This window comes from Pontibacillus halophilus JSM 076056 = DSM 19796, assembly GCF_000425205.1.
In the GTDB taxonomy this organism is placed as follows: domain Bacteria; phylum Bacillota; class Bacilli; order Bacillales; family BH030062; genus Pontibacillus_A; species Pontibacillus_A halophilus.
Genome location: NZ_KE384328.1, coordinates 210829 through 227609, shown reverse-complemented (window position 1 = coordinate 227609; position 16781 = coordinate 210829). Strand labels below are relative to the sequence as shown.

The 16781-nt window shown below is 43.0% G+C and carries 15 protein-coding genes, 1 other RNA gene and 1 other annotated feature; of the genes, 4 read left to right on the top strand and 12 right to left on the bottom strand.

Annotated elements, in window-relative coordinates:
* Window positions 1-10: 10 nt before the first annotated feature.
* The 5 genes from H513_RS0118760 to H513_RS0118740 form a co-directional block, all read right to left on the bottom strand.
* Window positions 11-676, bottom strand: coding sequence for a tetratricopeptide repeat protein (locus H513_RS0118760; RefSeq protein ID WP_026802107.1), 666 nt, complete (start codon window positions 674-676; stop codon window positions 11-13).
* 83 nt (window positions 677-759) lie between these two features.
* Entirely contained in the window at window positions 760-1872 is a 1113-nt protein-coding gene (gene mnmA / locus H513_RS0118755) for a tRNA 2-thiouridine(34) synthase MnmA (RefSeq protein ID WP_026802106.1), read from the bottom strand.
* Window positions 1873-1886: 14 nt separating this feature from the next.
* Complete coding sequence (locus H513_RS0118750; protein WP_026802105.1) at window positions 1887-3035, bottom strand: cysteine desulfurase family protein; 1149 nt, start codon at window positions 3033-3035, stop codon at window positions 1887-1889.
* A gap of 23 nt (window positions 3036-3058) precedes the next feature.
* Window positions 3059-3478: a cysteine metabolism transcriptional regulator CymR gene (gene cymR, locus H513_RS0118745; RefSeq protein ID WP_026802104.1), complete on the bottom strand. Its 420-nt coding sequence runs from the start codon at window positions 3476-3478 to the stop codon at window positions 3059-3061.
* Window positions 3423-4100, bottom strand: coding sequence for a YczE/YyaS/YitT family protein (locus tag H513_RS0118740; protein WP_026802103.1), 678 nt, complete (start codon window positions 4098-4100; stop codon window positions 3423-3425). The genes cymR and H513_RS0118740 overlap by 56 nt, the downstream gene beginning before the upstream one ends.
* A 284-nt stretch (window positions 4101-4384) precedes the next feature.
* Here H513_RS0118740 and H513_RS0118735 point away from each other — a divergent pair, with 284 nt between their 5' ends.
* On the top strand, window positions 4385-5662 hold the full coding sequence (locus H513_RS0118735; protein WP_026802102.1) for a replication-associated recombination protein A: 1278 nt from the start codon (window positions 4385-4387) through the stop codon (window positions 5660-5662).
* A 112-nt stretch (window positions 5663-5774) separates the two neighbouring features.
* The gene (locus H513_RS0118730) at window positions 5775-6458 is read left to right on the top strand and encodes an RsfA family transcriptional regulator (protein ID WP_026802101.1); all 684 of its coding nucleotides are present in this window, start codon (window positions 5775-5777) and stop codon (window positions 6456-6458) included.
* A 44-nt stretch (window positions 6459-6502) separates the two neighbouring features.
* Here the strand turns inward: H513_RS0118730 and H513_RS0118725 are convergent, their stop codons facing one another.
* Window positions 6503-7261, bottom strand: coding sequence for a tRNA threonylcarbamoyladenosine dehydratase (locus H513_RS0118725; RefSeq protein WP_026802100.1), 759 nt, complete (start codon window positions 7259-7261; stop codon window positions 6503-6505).
* Between the two features lie 168 nt (window positions 7262-7429).
* Between H513_RS0118725 and proC the strand changes: the two genes are divergently transcribed.
* Entirely contained in the window at window positions 7430-8278 is an 849-nt protein-coding gene (gene proC / locus H513_RS0118720; protein WP_026802099.1) for a pyrroline-5-carboxylate reductase, read from the top strand.
* A 61-nt stretch (window positions 8279-8339) separates the two neighbouring features.
* Here proC and ssrS read toward each other — a convergent pair.
* The 4 genes from ssrS to H513_RS21755 all read right to left on the bottom strand — a co-directional run bounded on the left by ssrS (window position 8340) and on the right by H513_RS21755 (window position 12253).
* Window positions 8340-8532: non-coding RNA, 6S RNA (ssrS, locus tag H513_RS21355), on the bottom strand.
* Window positions 8533-8592: 60 nt separating this feature from the next.
* Window positions 8593-10386, bottom strand: a complete 1794-nt coding sequence (gene aspS / locus H513_RS0118715; protein WP_026802098.1) for an aspartate--tRNA ligase — start codon at window positions 10384-10386, stop codon at window positions 8593-8595.
* Between the two features lie 3 nt (window positions 10387-10389).
* Window positions 10390-11667: a histidine--tRNA ligase gene (gene hisS, locus H513_RS0118710; RefSeq protein WP_026802097.1), complete on the bottom strand. Its 1278-nt coding sequence runs from the start codon at window positions 11665-11667 to the stop codon at window positions 10390-10392.
* A gap of 133 nt (window positions 11668-11800) precedes the next feature.
* Window positions 11801-12029: a binding site (T-box leader), on the bottom strand.
* A 47-nt stretch (window positions 12030-12076) separates the two neighbouring features.
* On the bottom strand, window positions 12077-12253 hold the full coding sequence (locus tag H513_RS21755; protein WP_154655296.1) for a hypothetical protein: 177 nt from the start codon (window positions 12251-12253) through the stop codon (window positions 12077-12079).
* Between the two features lie 146 nt (window positions 12254-12399).
* Between H513_RS21755 and H513_RS20720 the strand changes: the two genes are divergently transcribed.
* Complete coding sequence (locus tag H513_RS20720; protein ID WP_036769145.1) at window positions 12400-14052, top strand: N-acetylmuramoyl-L-alanine amidase family protein; 1653 nt, start codon at window positions 12400-12402, stop codon at window positions 14050-14052.
* Between the two features lie 38 nt (window positions 14053-14090).
* Here H513_RS20720 and dtd read toward each other — a convergent pair whose 3' ends face one another.
* Together dtd and H513_RS0118690 are read right to left on the bottom strand one after the other, a co-directional pair.
* Window positions 14091-14537, bottom strand: coding sequence for a D-aminoacyl-tRNA deacylase (gene dtd, locus H513_RS0118695; RefSeq protein WP_026802096.1), 447 nt, complete (start codon window positions 14535-14537; stop codon window positions 14091-14093).
* A gap of 11 nt (window positions 14538-14548) precedes the next feature.
* Entirely contained in the window at window positions 14549-16753 is a 2205-nt protein-coding gene (locus H513_RS0118690; RefSeq protein ID WP_026802095.1) for a RelA/SpoT family protein, read from the bottom strand.
* Between the last annotated feature and the right edge of the window lie 28 nt (window positions 16754-16781).

Sequence of the window (16781 nt, the reverse complement as noted above, 5' to 3'; positions counted from 1 at the left end):
AATCGTGGAATTACTCCTGTTTTCCAATCGCTTCTTCCACTTGTCCTTTCGCGTGAGCAGCGAGCATATGCTCAGGGTTTAACTCAATCGCTTTGTCGAAATGGCTAAGCGCTTCTTGAGGTTGTTCTTTATATAGGTGAGATACGCCTAAATTATAATGCGCATCGCTATGGGAAGGGTCGAGCTCTAAGACAGATTGAAATGTCTCCATCGCCATATCCAGTTCAGAAACTTGAGCGAGGCAAAGCCCGTACTGGAATTTCTTCTCTGCATCCTCTTTGTCCAGTTCTGTTGCACGTTGGAGGTACGGAATGGCGAGCTTGAAATGCTCTTCATAAAGGAAAGAAAGGCCAAGCATGTAATACGCATCGCTCTCTTCAAGTCCTTTTTGGATCGCTTGTTGGAAAGGCTGCTGAGCTTTTTGATACTGTTGTTGCTCGTAATAAACATTCCCAAGGCCGTAATAGGCGGTTGCTGCCTGTTCATCCACTTCAATAGCTTTCTTGAAGAAACGCTCTGCGCGTTCATGATCATTCATGTGTAATAGTAGGTTACCAAAGTTCACGTAACCAAGTGGTTCAGTAGGATTTTCATCAATTGCCTGCACGAATTGTTGTGCCGCTTCCTCATATTTCTCTTCTTGCATATATTGAATGCCCTGTTCTAAATAGTTCATTATAATCCTCCGTCCTTTGTAATTAGTGCTGTTATGTAGTGAGAAAACCCTTGCCATATTTATACGGACAAGGGTTTTCATCGTTAACCAACGTAGGTCATATTTGAGCCATCTTTAATGACTTCATCAATCGTTGCTCCACCTAGACAAACTTGATCGTCGTATAGGACAACAGCTTGACCAGGAGTAACAGCGCGTTGAGGTTCATGGAAATCAACTTTGATTTTCCCACCTTCTAAAGGATGAACCGTAACAGCTGTGTCTTCTTGGCGGTAACGGAACTTAGCCGTCGCCTCAAAGGATTCAGTTGGAACGTTGTTTAAGCTCCAGTTCATTTCTGAGGCTTCTAGTCCTGTCGAGTACAAGTAGTCATTGTGATAGCCTTGCCCAACGTATAGGACGTTTCGCTCAACATCTTTCCCAATAACGAACCATGGCTCACCAGGACCACCAATGCCAAGTCCTTGACGTTGACCTAATGTGTAGTACATTAGACCATCGTGCTTGCCTTTAACTTCTCCATCCATCGTTTCCATATTGCCAGGTTGAGCTGGAATATATTCGCTTAGGAATTGTTTGAAATTACGTTCACCAATAAAGCAAATCCCCGTAGAGTCTTTCTTAGTAGCAGTAGCTAGATCATTTTCTTTCGCAATTTCACGAACTTCACTTTTATCCATGTGCCCAAGTGGGAACATAACTTTAGAGAGAACGTCTTGGTCTAACTGATTTAAGAAATACGTTTGGTCTTTATTGTTATCCACACCACGGAGCATTTCGAATACATCTCCGTTTTGGCGAACTTGTGCATAGTGTCCTGTCGCTAAATAATCAGCTCCTAGAGACATGGCATGCTCAAGAAACGCTTTAAATTTAATTTCCTTGTTACACATAACGTCTGGGTTCGGAGTACGTCCGGCTTTATACTCTTCAAGGAAGTACGTAAATACTTTGTCCCAATATTGCTTCTCGAAGTTCACAGAGTAATATGGGATATCTAATTGGTTCGCTACGCGGACAACATCCTCAAAGTCTTCTGTTGCTGTACAGACACCAAATTCGTCTGTATCATCCCAGTTCTTCATGAAAATGCCGACTACATCGTAGCCTTGTTGTTTTAGAAGTAGTGCGGCAACGGAAGAATCGACTCCTCCAGACATCCCGACTACAACACGTGTATCTTTCGGTTCTTTCATGTGTGTCACCTACCTTATGATGTCTTGCTTAAACGTTTGACAACCTTAGCGACTTTCTCAGCGCCTTGTACAACGTTTTCTTCAGTATTCGCTAGTCCAAAACTGAAACGAATGGAGTTTGTTGTTCGATCATTCCCTGCACCATACATAGCGGTTAACACGTGAGAAGGTTCTACAGACCCCGCCGTGCAAGCTGATCCACTAGACGCTGCAATGCCATCAAGATCGAAATTCGTTAGCAACTGTTCTACATTCGTCCCAGGGAAACTAATATTCACAATGGTATCAACGGCATGTTCCCGATCACCATTTAGTTCATAGTTTACACCTTGTTCGGCCAAGGTTTGAATAAATTGCTCACGGTATTGCTTATATAAGGCGGATTGAGATTCTTGTTCCTGCCTCACAAGCTCAACAGCCTTCGCAAATCCATGGATATCTGCCGTGTTCTCTGTTCCTGCACGGCGCTTACGTTCTTGTTCTCCTCCATGTTGGCGAGAAGCGAGCATGGTACCTTCTTTACTATAAAGTACCCCGACACCTTTAGGTCCATTAATCTTGTGAGATGTAATGGTTAACAGGTCAACTCCGAGAGCCGTTACATCCACCTCGAGTGTTCCAAATGCTTGAACGGCATCCGTATGGAATAGTGCTTGGTGATTGGCTAACAGCTGAGCGGCTTCCTGAATAGGTTGAATAATACCTGTTTCATTATTTACATACATCATGGTTACAAGAATTGTGTCGTCACGTAACGCTTGCTCTAGATCTTGAATAGAAACTCTCCCTGACTCATCCACAGGTAGATACGTTACATCATATCCTTCTTTCTCTAACTCCTCCGCTGCATGAAGAACAGCGTGGTGCTCAACGGTAGTTGTAATAATATGATTCCCAAGATGTTTCCGCGCTTCAACAGAACCAAAGATGGCTAAGTTATCAGATTCTGTCCCCCCGCTTGTAAACACAATTTCTTTCTCGTTCGCATGAAGGCCACCAGCCAATGTAGCACGAGCTTGGTCAAGCAACTGACGAGCCTTTCTACCATAATAGTGTACACTAGATGGGTTTCCATAAACTTCTTCCAACACAGGTACCATTGCTTGTATCACTTCAGAACGGACCGGCGTTGTTGCCGCATGGTCAAAATAGATTGGTTTCATGACGGCCCTCCTTCTCTATTCCATTAAATATAAAACATGTAAGGTTCCTGGTCTTCACCAGAATCGTGTTCAGCTAAATGTTGTAGAGTAGTTGTATCTAGCACTTCTTTCACTGCATCTCTCACACGTCTCCAAAGAGCTTGCTTGGCCGGCTCTTCATCTTCAATTCCCTCGACCGGGCTGATTGGGCCTTCAAGTACTCGGATGACATCCCCACTCGTAATTTCACTCGGGTCACGTGTTAACATGTACCCGCCATACGCTCCTCGAACGCTTCGTACAAGACCAGCGTTCCGAAGTGGGGCAATAAGTTGCTCCAGATAATGCTCTGATAATTCATTTTCTCTTGCAATTGACTTTAATGACGTCGGACCTTCTCCATGCTTTTTAGCTAGAGCGATCATGATAGTCAGACCGTAACGTCCCTTGGTTGAGATCTTCATAGCGTTCACCTCTTTCAATTATGCGATTCATCCATTGTGTCATTTGAGGTAGGGAATAGCCGACAATCGTACCAAGGAACAAGGCAATCAGAATTGTACCTATTCCAACCGGTCCTCCAAGTAGCCACCCTAATATAAGGACAGTAATTTCAATTCCATTTCGAACCCATTGTACCTTCCAACCTGTAATGTCACGAATGAGTAGCATTAAACTATCACGTGGACCAGCCCCAAGGCCAGGTGCCACATAGATTCCAATCCCATAAGCTAAGATCATGATACCCAAGGAGAACATAACAATATTCCCCCAGAATGTTTCTGGAGTGGGTAACACGTAAATAGTAAAGATATCAATAAATACACCGATTAATAGCATGTTTAAGATGGTTCCGATTTGAGGAAGCTTCTTTGTCCCAAGTGCAGTTCCGCCAACAATGACGAGCCCTGCAATGATCGACCACGTTCCAACAGTAAGCCCAAACTGTTCAAATAGACCTACGTGAAACACATCCCATGGACCAATACCAAATCGATCTGCTTCAATCGTCATTGAAACTCCAAAAGATAATATGATTAATCCAACGATAAAGAATGCCCAGCGAATGAGTAAGGATCGATCCACACGACGATTCGCTGCGTAACTCTTAGATGTGTAGTATGACATTTGCATTTCCCTTTCATCTTGTGGTTCTTTAGTGATGTCCCGGGCATGAATTAATTGATAGCGTCAAGCATTTTGGCCACGGTATACGTTTCAGTAAACCAGCTCACATTGTGCAAATAAACACCGCACATCATGCCATCTATAAAAGAAACAATAGCTATTATAGCACGAATGGCAAGTCTCTTGCATTTTAATGATTACAACTTTATTGTAAAGGGCGAGTAGAAAAAGGAGCGGATGTTATGAAACAACAACCATTGGCTTTCCGCATGCGTCCTGAACACATCGGAGACATTATCGGCCAGGAGCATTTAGTAGGAGAAGGCAAGATGATTCGTAGAATGGTTGAAGCGAACCGCTTGGCTTCCATGATCCTATTTGGCCCACCAGGTACAGGGAAAACTTCCATGGCAATGGCCTTAGCGAAAACACTAAATGTACGATATAAAATATTGAACGCCGTTACAGATAAGAAGAAAGATATGGAGATTGTTGTAGAAGAAGCGAAAATGTCAGGTCAGCTAATCCTCATCTTAGACGAGGTGCACAGACTGGATAAAGGGAAACAAGACTTCCTCCTCCCTCACGTAGAGAGCAATTTAATTACGTTAATTGGGTGCACAACAAGCAATCCTTACCACTCCATAAATCCAGCTATTAGAAGCCGCTCTCACTTGTTCGAAGTTGAAAGGTTGAGCATTGAGAACATTAAAGAAGCCTTAAATCGTGCTATTGAGGACGAGGATAAAGGACTTGGTACGATGAACATCCAGCTCTCTTCTGACGCCCTCGACCACTTTGCGTATTCTTCTAACGGAGATATGCGTTCAGCGTTCAATGGACTGGAGTTAGCCGCATATTCAACTCCTGCTGGCGAAGACGGAACCATTGTCATTGACCTTGAAGTGGCTGAACAATGTATGCAGAAGAAGAGCTTTTCTCATGACAAGGATGGAGATGCACATTACGATGTGTTGTCTGCTTTCCAGAAATCCATCCGAGGAAGCGATGTGAATGCTGCACTTCATTACCTAGGCAGACTAATTGAAGCCGGTGACGTAGATAATATTGGAAGAAGGATGCTTGTTACTGCCTATGAAGATATTGGTCTAGCGAACCCTCAAGCAGGACCAAGGACGCTGCATGCTATTCAATCAGCTGAGCGACTCGGCTTCCCAGAGGCAAGAATTCCCCTTTCAGTCGCAATCGTGGAGTTATGCCTATCACCTAAATCAAATACAGCGTATAAATCGCTAGATGCTGCCCTTTCAGATATACGTAAAGGAAAAAGTGGTGATGTGCCCGCCCATCTTAAGGATGCTCACTACAAGGGAGCTGAGAAGCTCGGTCGTGGGATTGATTATCAATATCCTCATAATTATGAATCTGGATGGGTAGACCAACAATACCTGCCTGATTCTATTAAAGATGCGGTCTACTATTCACCGAAGAAGACCGGAAAGTTCGAGAAAGGGATCAGTCAAGTATACGAATCCATTCAAAATAAGAAAAAGAACTAGTTATCTCATAGAGATCATGTATATTTTCCATTTTCTTGTCAAGAATACAACTAAATGATTAAACGAATTCTATCAAATCGGCAAGTCTAGAAGATAAGGAGTGGAATGAACAATGGTTAAAGTTAGACAAGATGCATGGTCTCATGAAGATGATTTACTATTAGCTGAAACGGTTCTTCGTCATATACGTGAAGGTAGCACTCAATTGAGAGCATTTGATGAGGTGGGCGATGCGCTAAACCGTACTTCTGCAGCATGTGGTTTCAGATGGAATGCTGAGGTTCGTCAACGTTATGAATCTGCCATTGACCTTGCGAAGAGAAAGAGAAAAGAGAAGAAACGGGCGCTTGCACAACAAGTCCCATTGCGTAAACCGAGTGTAGAAGAACAAGAAGTAGAGGTTATGGAAACCATTGCCCTACCTGCCTTACCAACACAAGAACCTGCTACCATCTCCTATGAGGATCTTGGAACGAGTGTACCTGCCATAACATTTGACCAAGTCATCCATTACGTGAAAGATTTAAAGAAACAGTATGAAGGTTCCTATGAATCTGAAGCCAAAATCTCGAATTTACAACAAGAGAATGGGAAACTTCAAGAGCATAACCATACGTTACAACAACAATTAGCTAAGCTTGAGAAGCAATACGCAAGCGTTCAAGAAGACTATCAAATGCTAATTCAAATTATGGACCGGGCACGTAAGATGGTTGTCTTTGATGAAGAAGATCAGGTAGCGAACACCGCCTTCCGCATGGATAAGAATGGAAATCTTGAACAAGTTGCCCGCTAATACACAAACGAACAGCTCCTTACGATTGTCGTAAGGAGCTGTTCTTAATTTTGTCGATCGATTGTAATCGATGACAACAGTTCTTGCACAACATGACTCGCCATGATAAGCCCAGAGACGGATGGAACAAATGCGTTCGAGGATGGTGGCATTTCTGCTTTCCGAGTTTGTGGGTTGTCTGGAATGACTTCTTGACGAACCTCTTCTTTAATCTTAATCGGTTTCTCTTTAGAATAGACGACTGGAATTCCCTTCTTGTACCCATCCTTTCGTAGTCGGTTACGAATCACGCGCGCAATAGGGTCGTGACTTGTCTTGAAGATGTTCGCAACTTCAAATTGGGTTGGGTCCATTTTGTTAGCGGCTCCCATACTCGAAATCACCGGGATTCCTCTATCGAGACACTGTTCAATCAAATGGACTTTATACGAAATCGTATCACTCGCATCCACTACATAATCAAGTTCATATTGAAACAACTCTTCATACGTCTCTTCCGTATAGAACATATGTAAACGAATGACTTCACATTCAGGGTTTATGTCCTTGATACGCTCTGCCATTAAGTCAACTTTAGACTGGCCTACAGTCGATACAAGCGCATGGATTTGGCGATTGACGTTTGTGATGTCCACATCATCTTTGTCAATTAAGATGAGTCGACCCACTCCGCTTCTTGCCAATGCCTCAGCACTGAACGAGCCAACGCCTCCAATGCCAAGAACAGCGACCGTAGCATCCTTCATTAGTTGTAACCCTTCTTTGCCTATTGCTAATTCATTTCGTGAAAATTGGTGTAACATGACGTTTCCTCCTAGCAAGTAAAGTAATACCTAAACGTTACCCTTTTCTACTATACGATATTCATTCGCATACATCTAGGTACCTCCACTATTTTTCAGAATGTTCTTGACTATTTTATTCTCGGAATAGATAATGAGTGAAATCACTCAGCCGAAGGAGGCAGTTTCATGTTGCGCAACGAACGTATCCTCTTTTTAGGGGCTGGATATATGGCAGAAGCAATGATTGCCGGACTCCTTAATAAGAACCTACTGCCAAAAGAGCAAATCGTTGTCACCAATCGTTCAAAGGTGGAACGATTAGAATACCTCAATAAAACCTACGGAATACGAACGACTACCTCACCTTCAAATGAACTTCACACCGCTTCTCTTATTATACTTGCCATGAAACCACAAGACCTTACCTCAGGAATTGATCGAATTAAAGGAAAGCTGCAGAGCCATCACACCATTATCTCCGTACTTGCTGGCATTGAGACTTCTCTAATCGAACATTTGCTTGAAGATGATGTTCCAATTGTCCGTGCGATGCCAAACACCTCAGCAACGGTAGGACGATCAGCGACTGCAATCTGTCGTGGGCGCCATGCAACACTAGATACAATGAATACCTCAGAAGCACTCTTTCAATCTGTCGGAATGGTAACGACATTGTCTGAGGAACACCTTAATGCGGTTACGGGGTTATCAGGAAGCGGGCCAGCCTTCTTCTATTACATGGTTGAATGCTTTCAAAAGGCAGCTGAACAGCTAGGACTAGAAGAAGCTCATGCACGACCTCTCATTTATGAGACCATAGCTGGTGCTGCTGAAATGCTAAAGACACAAGCAGTCGATGCCTCAACTCTTAAGCAAAATGTAACAAGTAAAGGAGGTACGACTGAAGCCGGCCTATCCTATTTACAAGACCGAGACTATGAGAGTACGATTACCACTAGTATTAAGCGAGCTGCTGAACGTGCTGCTGAAATTGGAGCATCCTTTAACAAAGAACATTCTTTCCATAATCAATAAAGTCTGACAACATAAAAAAACCCCTTAAGGAATAATCCTTAAGGGGTTTCTATGTATGAAGGTTAATCCCAATCGTGCCGTCATATTATATCCAATGTCCTGAACCCGCTCTAAGCAGGTGGGTGCTCTGTTTCGTAGTTTGTGCGTCCTCTTGATTGAAACGAGGCTTGCACGCTGTACGAAAACACCGAGCTCCCGGATATATAGATGTTCGGTCAGAACTATTAGCTTGATGACGAACACATCAGGATTAACCTTTCATTACGTTGTATAAGAATAATAGCACATCAATAGAATTCAATCAAGATGTTCGATTAGGATTCTTCGTTATTCGTATCTAATGCTTTCCCGCCTAGCTGAAGATGCAACTCTTCAAGTTGAGCTGAACTTACTGCGTCTGGCGCTTGTGTTAACAAGTCAGAGGCAGATGCTGTTTTAGGGAATAGAATTGTATCACGAAGGTTTGTACGCTCTGCTAACAGCATCACAAATCGGTCAAGACCGAGTGCGATACCTCCATGTGGTGGAGCTCCATATTCTAGAGATTCTAGAAGGAAGCCAAACTGTTCTTCCGCCTCTTCTTTAGAGAAGCCAAGTACTTCAAACATTTTCTCCTGCACTTCTTTCTCATAGATACGTAGAGAGCCACCTCCAAGCTCATAGCCGTTTAGTACAAGGTCGTACGCTTCAGCTTGAACTTCGGCTGGAGCAGTGGTCATCTTCTCAATGTCCTCACGTACAGGCATTGTGAACGGGTGGTGAGCCGCCGCATAATGATCTTCTTCTTCGTCATACTCAAATAATGGCCAATCTGTCACCCATAGGAAATTAAATTGACTCTGGTCAATTAGTCCAAGCTCTTTCCCAAGTTTCAAACGTAGTGCGCCTAGACTATCGTGAACTACACTTGTTTTGTCCGCTACGAACAAGATTAAATCCCCGTCTTCAACGCGGAGCGCATCTGTTAACGATGCCGCTTCTTCCTCAGATACAAATTTAGATATTGGACCATTCAGCGTGCCTTCTTCTGACTTCAACCAAGCCAAACCTTTAGCACCGTAAATCTTCACGAATTCCGTCAATTTATCAATGTCTTTACGAGAGAAGTCTTTTGCTTTTCCTTTGACATTAATTGCACTCACTGTGCCACCGTTTTCTACAGCGCCTTGGAATACCTTGAAACCGGAATCCTTCACAATTTCAGAAACGTTGACAAGCTCCATGTCAAAGCGTGTATCTGGTTTGTCAGAACCGAATCGGTCCATGGCTTCATAGTAAGGCATGCGAGGGAATGGCGTTGTAATGTCTACCCCTTTGACCTCTTTAAGAACGCGTTTCATCATTCGCTCAGTCATATCTTGAATTTCTTCCTTAGACATGAAGGATGTCTCAATATCAACTTGAGTGAATTCAGGCTGACGGTCCGCTCGTAAATCTTCATCACGGAAGCAACGCGCAATCTGGTAATACTTCTCAAATCCAGACATCATAATGAGCTGCTTAAAGATTTGAGGAGACTGCGGCAGCGCATAGAATTCACCAGGGTGAACACGGCTTGGTACTAAATAATCACGAGCGCCTTCAGGTGTACTCTTCGTTAGCATTGGCGTTTCCATTTCGTAAAATGTTTCTTCGTTCAAGAAGTTACGAATCGCCTGAGTCGTCTGGTGGCGCATCTTAAATGTTTCTTGTAACGGCTTACGACGAAGGTCAAGGTAACGATACGTTAGACGCGTGTCTTCTGAAACCTCTGTTTCATCTTCAATCATAAATGGCGGTGTTTCTGCTTTATTCAGAATGGTAATCTCAGAAGCAGCGACCTCAATCTTACCAGTGGCAAGATTTTCATTGACTGTACTCGGTTCACGGTTAAGAACTTCCCCGCGCACTTCAATGACGTATTCGCTTCGAACTTTATCTGCGGTTTCAATCGCTTCTTTCGATGTCTCAGGGTTGAAGACCACTTGGACAATCCCTGAGCGGTCACGAAGGTCGATGAAAATAAGACCTCCAAGATCACGACGCTTTTGTACCCAACCTTTAAGTAATACTTGTTGTCCAACATGAGAATCTCTTAAACTCCCGCTCATAAAACGATGACTGCTCATCTTTTATGCCTCCTTCATTTCTTGCTTCATATAGTCTACAATCTGATCTAATGCGACTTCTGTTTGGTCACCTGTCATCATGTTCTTCACATTTATTTGATTATTTTCAAGCTCGTTCTCCCCTAGAACAAGGACGAACTTCGCACCTAGTCGATCGGCAGATTTGAATTGGCCTTTAATCTTCTTACCTGCGTAATCTTGGTCTACTTGAATTCCTGAACGGCGAAGTTCATTGACAATTCCTGAAGCCTTCTTCTTCGCAACTTCACCCATTGAAACAAAGTAACAATCAAGGTTCTGCTCAATTGGCAATTCTACACCTTCAGCTTCAAGTGCCATCAACAGACGTTCAATACTCATGGCAAATCCGATACCTGGAGTCTCAGGCCCACCAACTTCTTCAACAAGTCCATTGTAACGACCGCCGCCACTTAGCGTCGTGATCGCTCCAAACCCTTCTGCCTCACTCATAATTTCAAAGGCAGTGTGATTATAATAATCAAGTCCACGTACAAGATTCGGATCAATTACATAGTCGATGCCCATCTCATCTAAGTAAGCCTTCACTTCATTGAAGTAATTCTGTGAGAATTCGTTTAAGTGATCCAAGATGGACGGAGCCGTTGCCATAGCAGGGTGGTCGCGGTCCTTCTTACAATCCAATACACGCATCGGATTTTGATCCAAACGACTTTGACAATCTTCACACAACTCGCCTTTATAAGGTGTAAAGTGTTCAATCAATGCTTGGCGGTGGCTTTTACGACTTTCAGCATCGCCAAGGCTATTTAGGACAAGCTTTAACGAACGGAGCCCGAGCTCTTGATAGGAATTCATAGCTAGGCCGAGCACTTCTGCATCTACGGCAGGGTCTGCACTGCCAAGGGCTTCAATTCCAAATTGGACGAACTGACGCATGCGTCCTTGCTGTGGTCGTTCATATCGGAACATTGGGCCAGTGTAGAATAACTTTGTCGGTTGATTTGGAGAACCATAAACCTTGTTCTGCACAAATGAACGCACAACAGCTGCTGTACCTTCCGGGCGTAACGTTAAGCTTCGTCCGCCGCGGTCTTCAAAGGTATACATTTCCTTCTGTACGATGTCCGTTGAGTCCCCTACACCTCTTTGAAATAGTTCTGTATGTTCAAAGATTGGCGTACGAATTTCTTTATAATTATAACGCCTGCAAATATCTGCAAGCACGTGTTCAACATACTGCCATTGTTCAACTGCACCTGGTAAAATATCTTGTGTTCCACGTGGTCCATTAATATTCATAAGTATCCTCCTCTTTCGTATCAAGGCGACTAGTTAATTGTCTAGATTGACCTTAAACCTAGCCCACTCTTGTAACTCACTGGTACGAAAAATAAATAAATCCCGTCCCTTTTATCCGCTTATGTAAACGAATAAAAGGGACGGGATTCATCATTATACCCGCGTTGCCACCCTTATTGAAGCAACTAGCTTCCACTCTAGCAGTTAACGCCTGCTACGTTCTACGCCTACTTACAAACTTGCTTTCGACGAGAAACCTAAGAGATGTCTTTCTGATAAGTGTATGTAGAAGTGCTTACAGCCACAGGCACTCCCTCTCTTGACACACTACCTTAACGTACTCTTCTCCTCAATGGTTCATGTATACTTTTATTAGTGGTTATTATCATAAGCGTGAAAGAAAGTAATGTCAAGAACGTTTCAAGCTTTCACGAAGATTTTTAACATCCGACCGACTCACTCCGAATGCGTCATACGTATTAGTATAGGATGAAGGAGATTGTTGGATATCATGGGATGTAATGGTTGAATGTGGGCGGTCATGCCCCTTATAAGCGATTACTTCATGCTTTGCATTCATTCTCATAGGCAATACACCTCCCTAAACTCTATGATTAGTTTGTCCGATATAAAAAATCTAATACGTTAGAAAGAGGATATTGTCTATTGATGTTGAAATGTACTAATGATTCTCTCTTCACTATTTTGTATAAGGAGGTATAACAGCAACTTATGAGAACATTCATACGGCTGGTTCTAACCGTGGCACTATTTTGCTTAGCTTTCCCAATAGAAGCCCTAGCCAGCACAGCAACCGTTTCCGTGAACGCATTAAACGTTCGTAGCGGACCAGGTATTACGCATTCCGTTAAGACTCAGATTCATCAGAACGAGACGTATGAAATCTTAAGCTCTAAAGGAGATTGGATTCAACTTGATGTGAATGGCAAGAAAGGATGGGTTGCCGATTGGCTTGTTTCCATCCATGAGACACCATCCTCTGTTGAAGTCACCTCAACCGCAAGCGATCTCAGAGTACGTAAAGGACCAGGCTTATCTTATAAGGTGGTTGGGTACTTGGACAAAGGAGATACGCGCACACAAATAGGTGTAAAAGGCGATTGGGTAAAGATTAAAACCAACGGAACTGAAGCATGGGTACATAAAGATTACGTTACATTAACCACTAAATCTGGTGAAAATCCATCACCTGAAAAGCAAATGGTCGATGCGAACCTCCTTAATGTACGTAGTGGGCCAGGCATTGGTTACAAGCAAACCACGCAATTGCCCTTCGGTACTAACGTCTCCGTCGTAGCCAAAGACGGCAATTGGTATCAAATTCTTTACGGGAACAACAATAAAGGCTGGGTTAGCAGCGCTTACTTAACAGACCCTACCGAAGCACCTACTGCGAAGAAACAAGGTGAAATTACAGTATCGACCCCTGTCTTGAACGTTCGTAGCCAGGGAAGTACGAAAGGGTCGATTATTGGCCAAGTTCGAAACGGAGATACGTTCTCCTATTATCAGAAGAAGGATAGCTGGTATCAAATCAAATTAGGTGATGGTGACCTTGGCTGGGTAGCCGGATGGCTTGTACAAGAGGGTGCCACCGCCTCACCTACGAACTCGTCTATCACATTGTTGCATAATGGGACAAACATCCGTAGCGGTCCATCCACCTCAAACTCAATTGTTGGCCGAGAATCAGCTGGTGCATCGTTCCAGGTTGTGCGACACTCCAACAATTGGTATGAAATTGCGTACGACGGAGGAACTGCTTATGTAGCAGATTGGATTGTTTCTAAATCCTCTCAGCCTACACAATCCCCCTCCCGATCATTAAAAGGGAAAACGATTGTAATTGATGCAGGTCACGGTGGACGAGACCCAGGAGCGATTGGAGCAGACGGTTCTTATGAGAAAACCCTAACCCTCCAAACTGCAAATGCCATTGAACAAGCATTAAAAATAGGTGGAGCAAATGTAATTCTCACAAGAAACCGCGACACTTACCTACCTCTTAGTTCAAGAACGTCCGTTTCTAAATTACAGCGAGCTGATGTATTTTTAAGTTTGCATTATAACAGCTTCCCACAATATCCTTCCGCATCAGGTATTGGGACTTATTATTATAATTCTCACGAGAAGAAATTAGCGACAGACGTCCAACAAGGTCTGATCCGTTCCACAGGTCTTCGTGACCGTGGGATAAAATACGGTAACTTCTATGTTATGCGAGAGAATAGACAACCGTCCTTGCTTCTAGAGCTTGGATTTATGTCGAACAAAGCTGAAATGAGAACCATCAAAACCCATAATTATCATCAGAAAGTTGCGAACGGTATTATACAAGGACTTAATCAGTACTTTTCTAGATAAAGAAAGAGAGCGCCATTTAGGCGCTCTCTTTCTTCTTGTTAGCGGTCTTTACTTTCGAGAATTAAAGTTACTGGTCCAACGTTTGAGAGTTGAACATCCATCATCTCTCCGAATTCCCCAGTCTCCACAACAACACCTGATTCTTTCACAAACGCGTTAAAGGATTGGTATAACGCTTTAGCAGGTTCAGGCTTAGCCGCATTCATAAAGTTTGGACGACGCCCTTTCCGAGTGTCTCCATAAAGCGTGAATTGGGAAATAGACAGAAGCTGCCCCTCTATATCCTTTAAGGAAAGATTCATTTTCCCAGATTCATCTTCGAAAATGCGTAAGTTAATGATCTTATCCGCTAGGTACTTTGCGTCTTCTTCATTGTCATCATGCGTAACCCCAAGTAACACGACAATGCCTTCTTGGATTTCTCCAGTCACTTCTCCATTCACCGTGACACTTGCATCTCTACCTCTTTGAATAACAGCCTTCATAGTAAATCTCCTTATTGCAACATTCTTCGTACTGTATATACATCTGTAATTTGTTTAATGCGCTCTACTACGCTTCGTAAGTGACTAATGTTATGAATCATAATGGTCATATGAATCGTGGCCATCTTATTTCGGTCAGAACGTCCACTTACGGCTGTAATATTCGTCTTCGTTTCATTAACGGCTTGTAGCACTTCATTTAATAGACCTCTACGGTCATAGCCTGATATTTCGATATCCAAGCTGTACTGTTTCGTATCTACACTGTGAGATTCCCATTCAACTGGAAGCAACCGACTTTGCACGTCCTCATTTAGAACATTAGGACAATCTGTTCGGTGCACAGATACGCCACGTCCCTTTGTAATATATCCGACGATTTCATCGCCCGGAACTGGATTACAGCACCTGGATAAACGAACGAGCAAGTTGTCGACGCCTTTTACCTTCACACCAGAGTCCTTTTTCTTATTGTGCTTATAGGATTTCTGGTCGGTCTTCACGGCTTCAAGCGTTTGCTCTAAGTCTTGTTCTTTCTGTTGCTGACGACGCACCTTTTCTGTGAGCCTTGTAGCAATTTGCGCTGCCGTAATTCCTTGGTAACCAACAGCCGCATACATATCTTCATCATTTGTGAAATTAAATTTCTCAGCTACTCGTTTTAAGTTGTCAGCTTGGAGGACATCTTTCGGTTCAATTTGAAGCGAGCGAATCTCTTTGTCCACCGCTTCTTTCCCTTTAGCGATGTTCTCATCTCGTCGCTGTTTCTTAAAGTACTGCTTTATCTTATTCTTCGCTTGAGAAGTTTGACTAATCTTAATCCAGTCCTTGGAAGGTCCATAGGAATGCTTAGAAGTCATGACCTCGATAATATCGCCTGTCTTAAGCTTATAGTCAAGTGGCTCCATCTTGCCGTTGATCTTCGCACCAATCGTCTGATTCCCTACTTCAGTGTGAATTCGATACGCAAAATCAATTGGTACAGAACCAGAAGGGAGTTCTATGACGTCTCCTTTAGGCGTGAACACATATACCATGTCTGAGAACAAGTCGACTTTCAACGATTCCATAAATTCTTCAGCATCATGCGTCTCATTCTGCCACTCTAGAATTTCTCTGAACCAAGATAATCGGTCTTCAAACGATTGCGTATTCGGGTCAATGGCCTTGCCTTCTTTATAAGCCCAATGCGCAGCAATCCCGTACTCAGCAATTTGGTGCATCTCATTTGTGCGAATTTGAACCTCTAATGGGTCTCCCTTAGGTCCAATCACAGTCGTATGCAAGGATTGATATAAATTCGGCTTAGGCATGGCAATATAGTCTTTAAATCGACCAGGCATAGGCTTCCAGCATGTATGAATGATTCCAAGGACAGCATAGCAATCCTTGATACTATTTACGAGTACTCGAACTGCAAGTAAATCATAAATTTCATTGAACTGTTTATTCTGAAGAACCATTTTCTTGTAAATCGAATACAAGTGTTTCGGACGACCTGAGATCTCGACTTCAATATTTACATCTTCAACCTGTTTCTCGATCTCTTGCATAACATCATTGATGTAATGTTCACGTTCATTGCGTTTTTGTTTCATAAGATGCACGATTCGATAGTATTGTTGAGGATTTAAATAGCGTAAAGCCGTGTCTTCTAATTCCCACTTAATCGTTGAAATCCCCAAGCGATGTGCAAGTGGTGCGAAAATTTCAAGTGTTTCATTCGAAATTCTTCGTTGCTTCTCAGGCGGAAGGTGCTTAAGGGTGCGCATATTATGAAGCCGGTCCGCTAGCTTAATGAGAATGACACGAATATCCTTCGCCATTGCAACAAACATTTTTCGATGGTTTTCTGCTTGCTGTGCTTCTTTAGATTTATACTTAATCTTACCTAGCTTCGTTACGCCATCTACAAGCATGGCAACTTCATTATTGAAAGCCTCTTCCAAATCTTCGACAGTTACCTCTGTATCTTCCACGACATCATGAAGAAAACCGCCCGCAATCGTAACGGGGTCCATCTCGAGCTCAACCAGGATGCCTGCTACTTGCACAGGATGAATGATATATGGCTCTCCGGATTTCCGGTATTGTTCCTTATGTGCCTCGTTCGCGTAATCATAAGCACGCTGAATAAAGGTCGTATCTTCCTCAGAAAGATAATGACCTGCTCGTTCTACAACTTCATCTGCTGTCACAATTTTATCTTTAGACATCCTATCACCTTATAAAATAAATTCGTCA

Excerpts from the sequence above, each read along its gene's own strand:
- aspS (WP_026802098.1), bottom strand. The coding sequence starts at position 10,386 with ATGAGCAGTCATCGTTTTATGAGCGGGAGTTTAAGAGATTCTCATGTT.
- H513_RS0118750 (WP_026802105.1), bottom strand. The coding sequence starts at position 3,035 with ATGAAACCAATCTATTTTGACCATGCGGCAACAACGCCGGTCCGTTCT.
- hisS (WP_026802097.1), bottom strand. The coding sequence starts at position 11,667 with ATGAATATTAATGGACCACGTGGAACACAAGATATTTTACCAGGTGCA.
- proC (WP_026802099.1), top strand. The coding sequence starts at position 7,430 with ATGTTGCGCAACGAACGTATCCTCTTTTTAGGGGCTGGATATATGGCA.
- H513_RS20720 (WP_036769145.1), top strand. The coding sequence starts at position 12,400 with ATGAGAACATTCATACGGCTGGTTCTAACCGTGGCACTATTTTGCTTA.
- H513_RS0118735 (WP_026802102.1), top strand. The coding sequence starts at position 4,385 with ATGAAACAACAACCATTGGCTTTCCGCATGCGTCCTGAACACATCGGA.
- H513_RS21755 (WP_154655296.1), bottom strand. The coding sequence starts at position 12,253 with ATGAGAATGAATGCAAAGCATGAAGTAATCGCTTATAAGGGGCATGAC.
- H513_RS0118690 (WP_026802095.1), bottom strand. The coding sequence starts at position 16,753 with ATGTCTAAAGATAAAATTGTGACAGCAGATGAAGTTGTAGAACGAGCA.
- H513_RS0118760 (WP_026802107.1), bottom strand. The coding sequence starts at position 676 with ATGAACTATTTAGAACAGGGCATTCAATATATGCAAGAAGAGAAATAT.
- mnmA (WP_026802106.1), bottom strand. The coding sequence starts at position 1,872 with ATGAAAGAACCGAAAGATACACGTGTTGTAGTCGGGATGTCTGGAGGA.
- H513_RS0118725 (WP_026802100.1), bottom strand. The coding sequence starts at position 7,261 with ATGTTACACCAATTTTCACGAAATGAATTAGCAATAGGCAAAGAAGGG.
- dtd (WP_026802096.1), bottom strand. The coding sequence starts at position 14,537 with ATGAAGGCTGTTATTCAAAGAGGTAGAGATGCAAGTGTCACGGTGAAT.
- cymR (WP_026802104.1), bottom strand. The coding sequence starts at position 3,478 with ATGAAGATCTCAACCAAGGGACGTTACGGTCTGACTATCATGATCGCT.
- H513_RS0118730 (WP_026802101.1), top strand. The coding sequence starts at position 5,775 with ATGGTTAAAGTTAGACAAGATGCATGGTCTCATGAAGATGATTTACTA.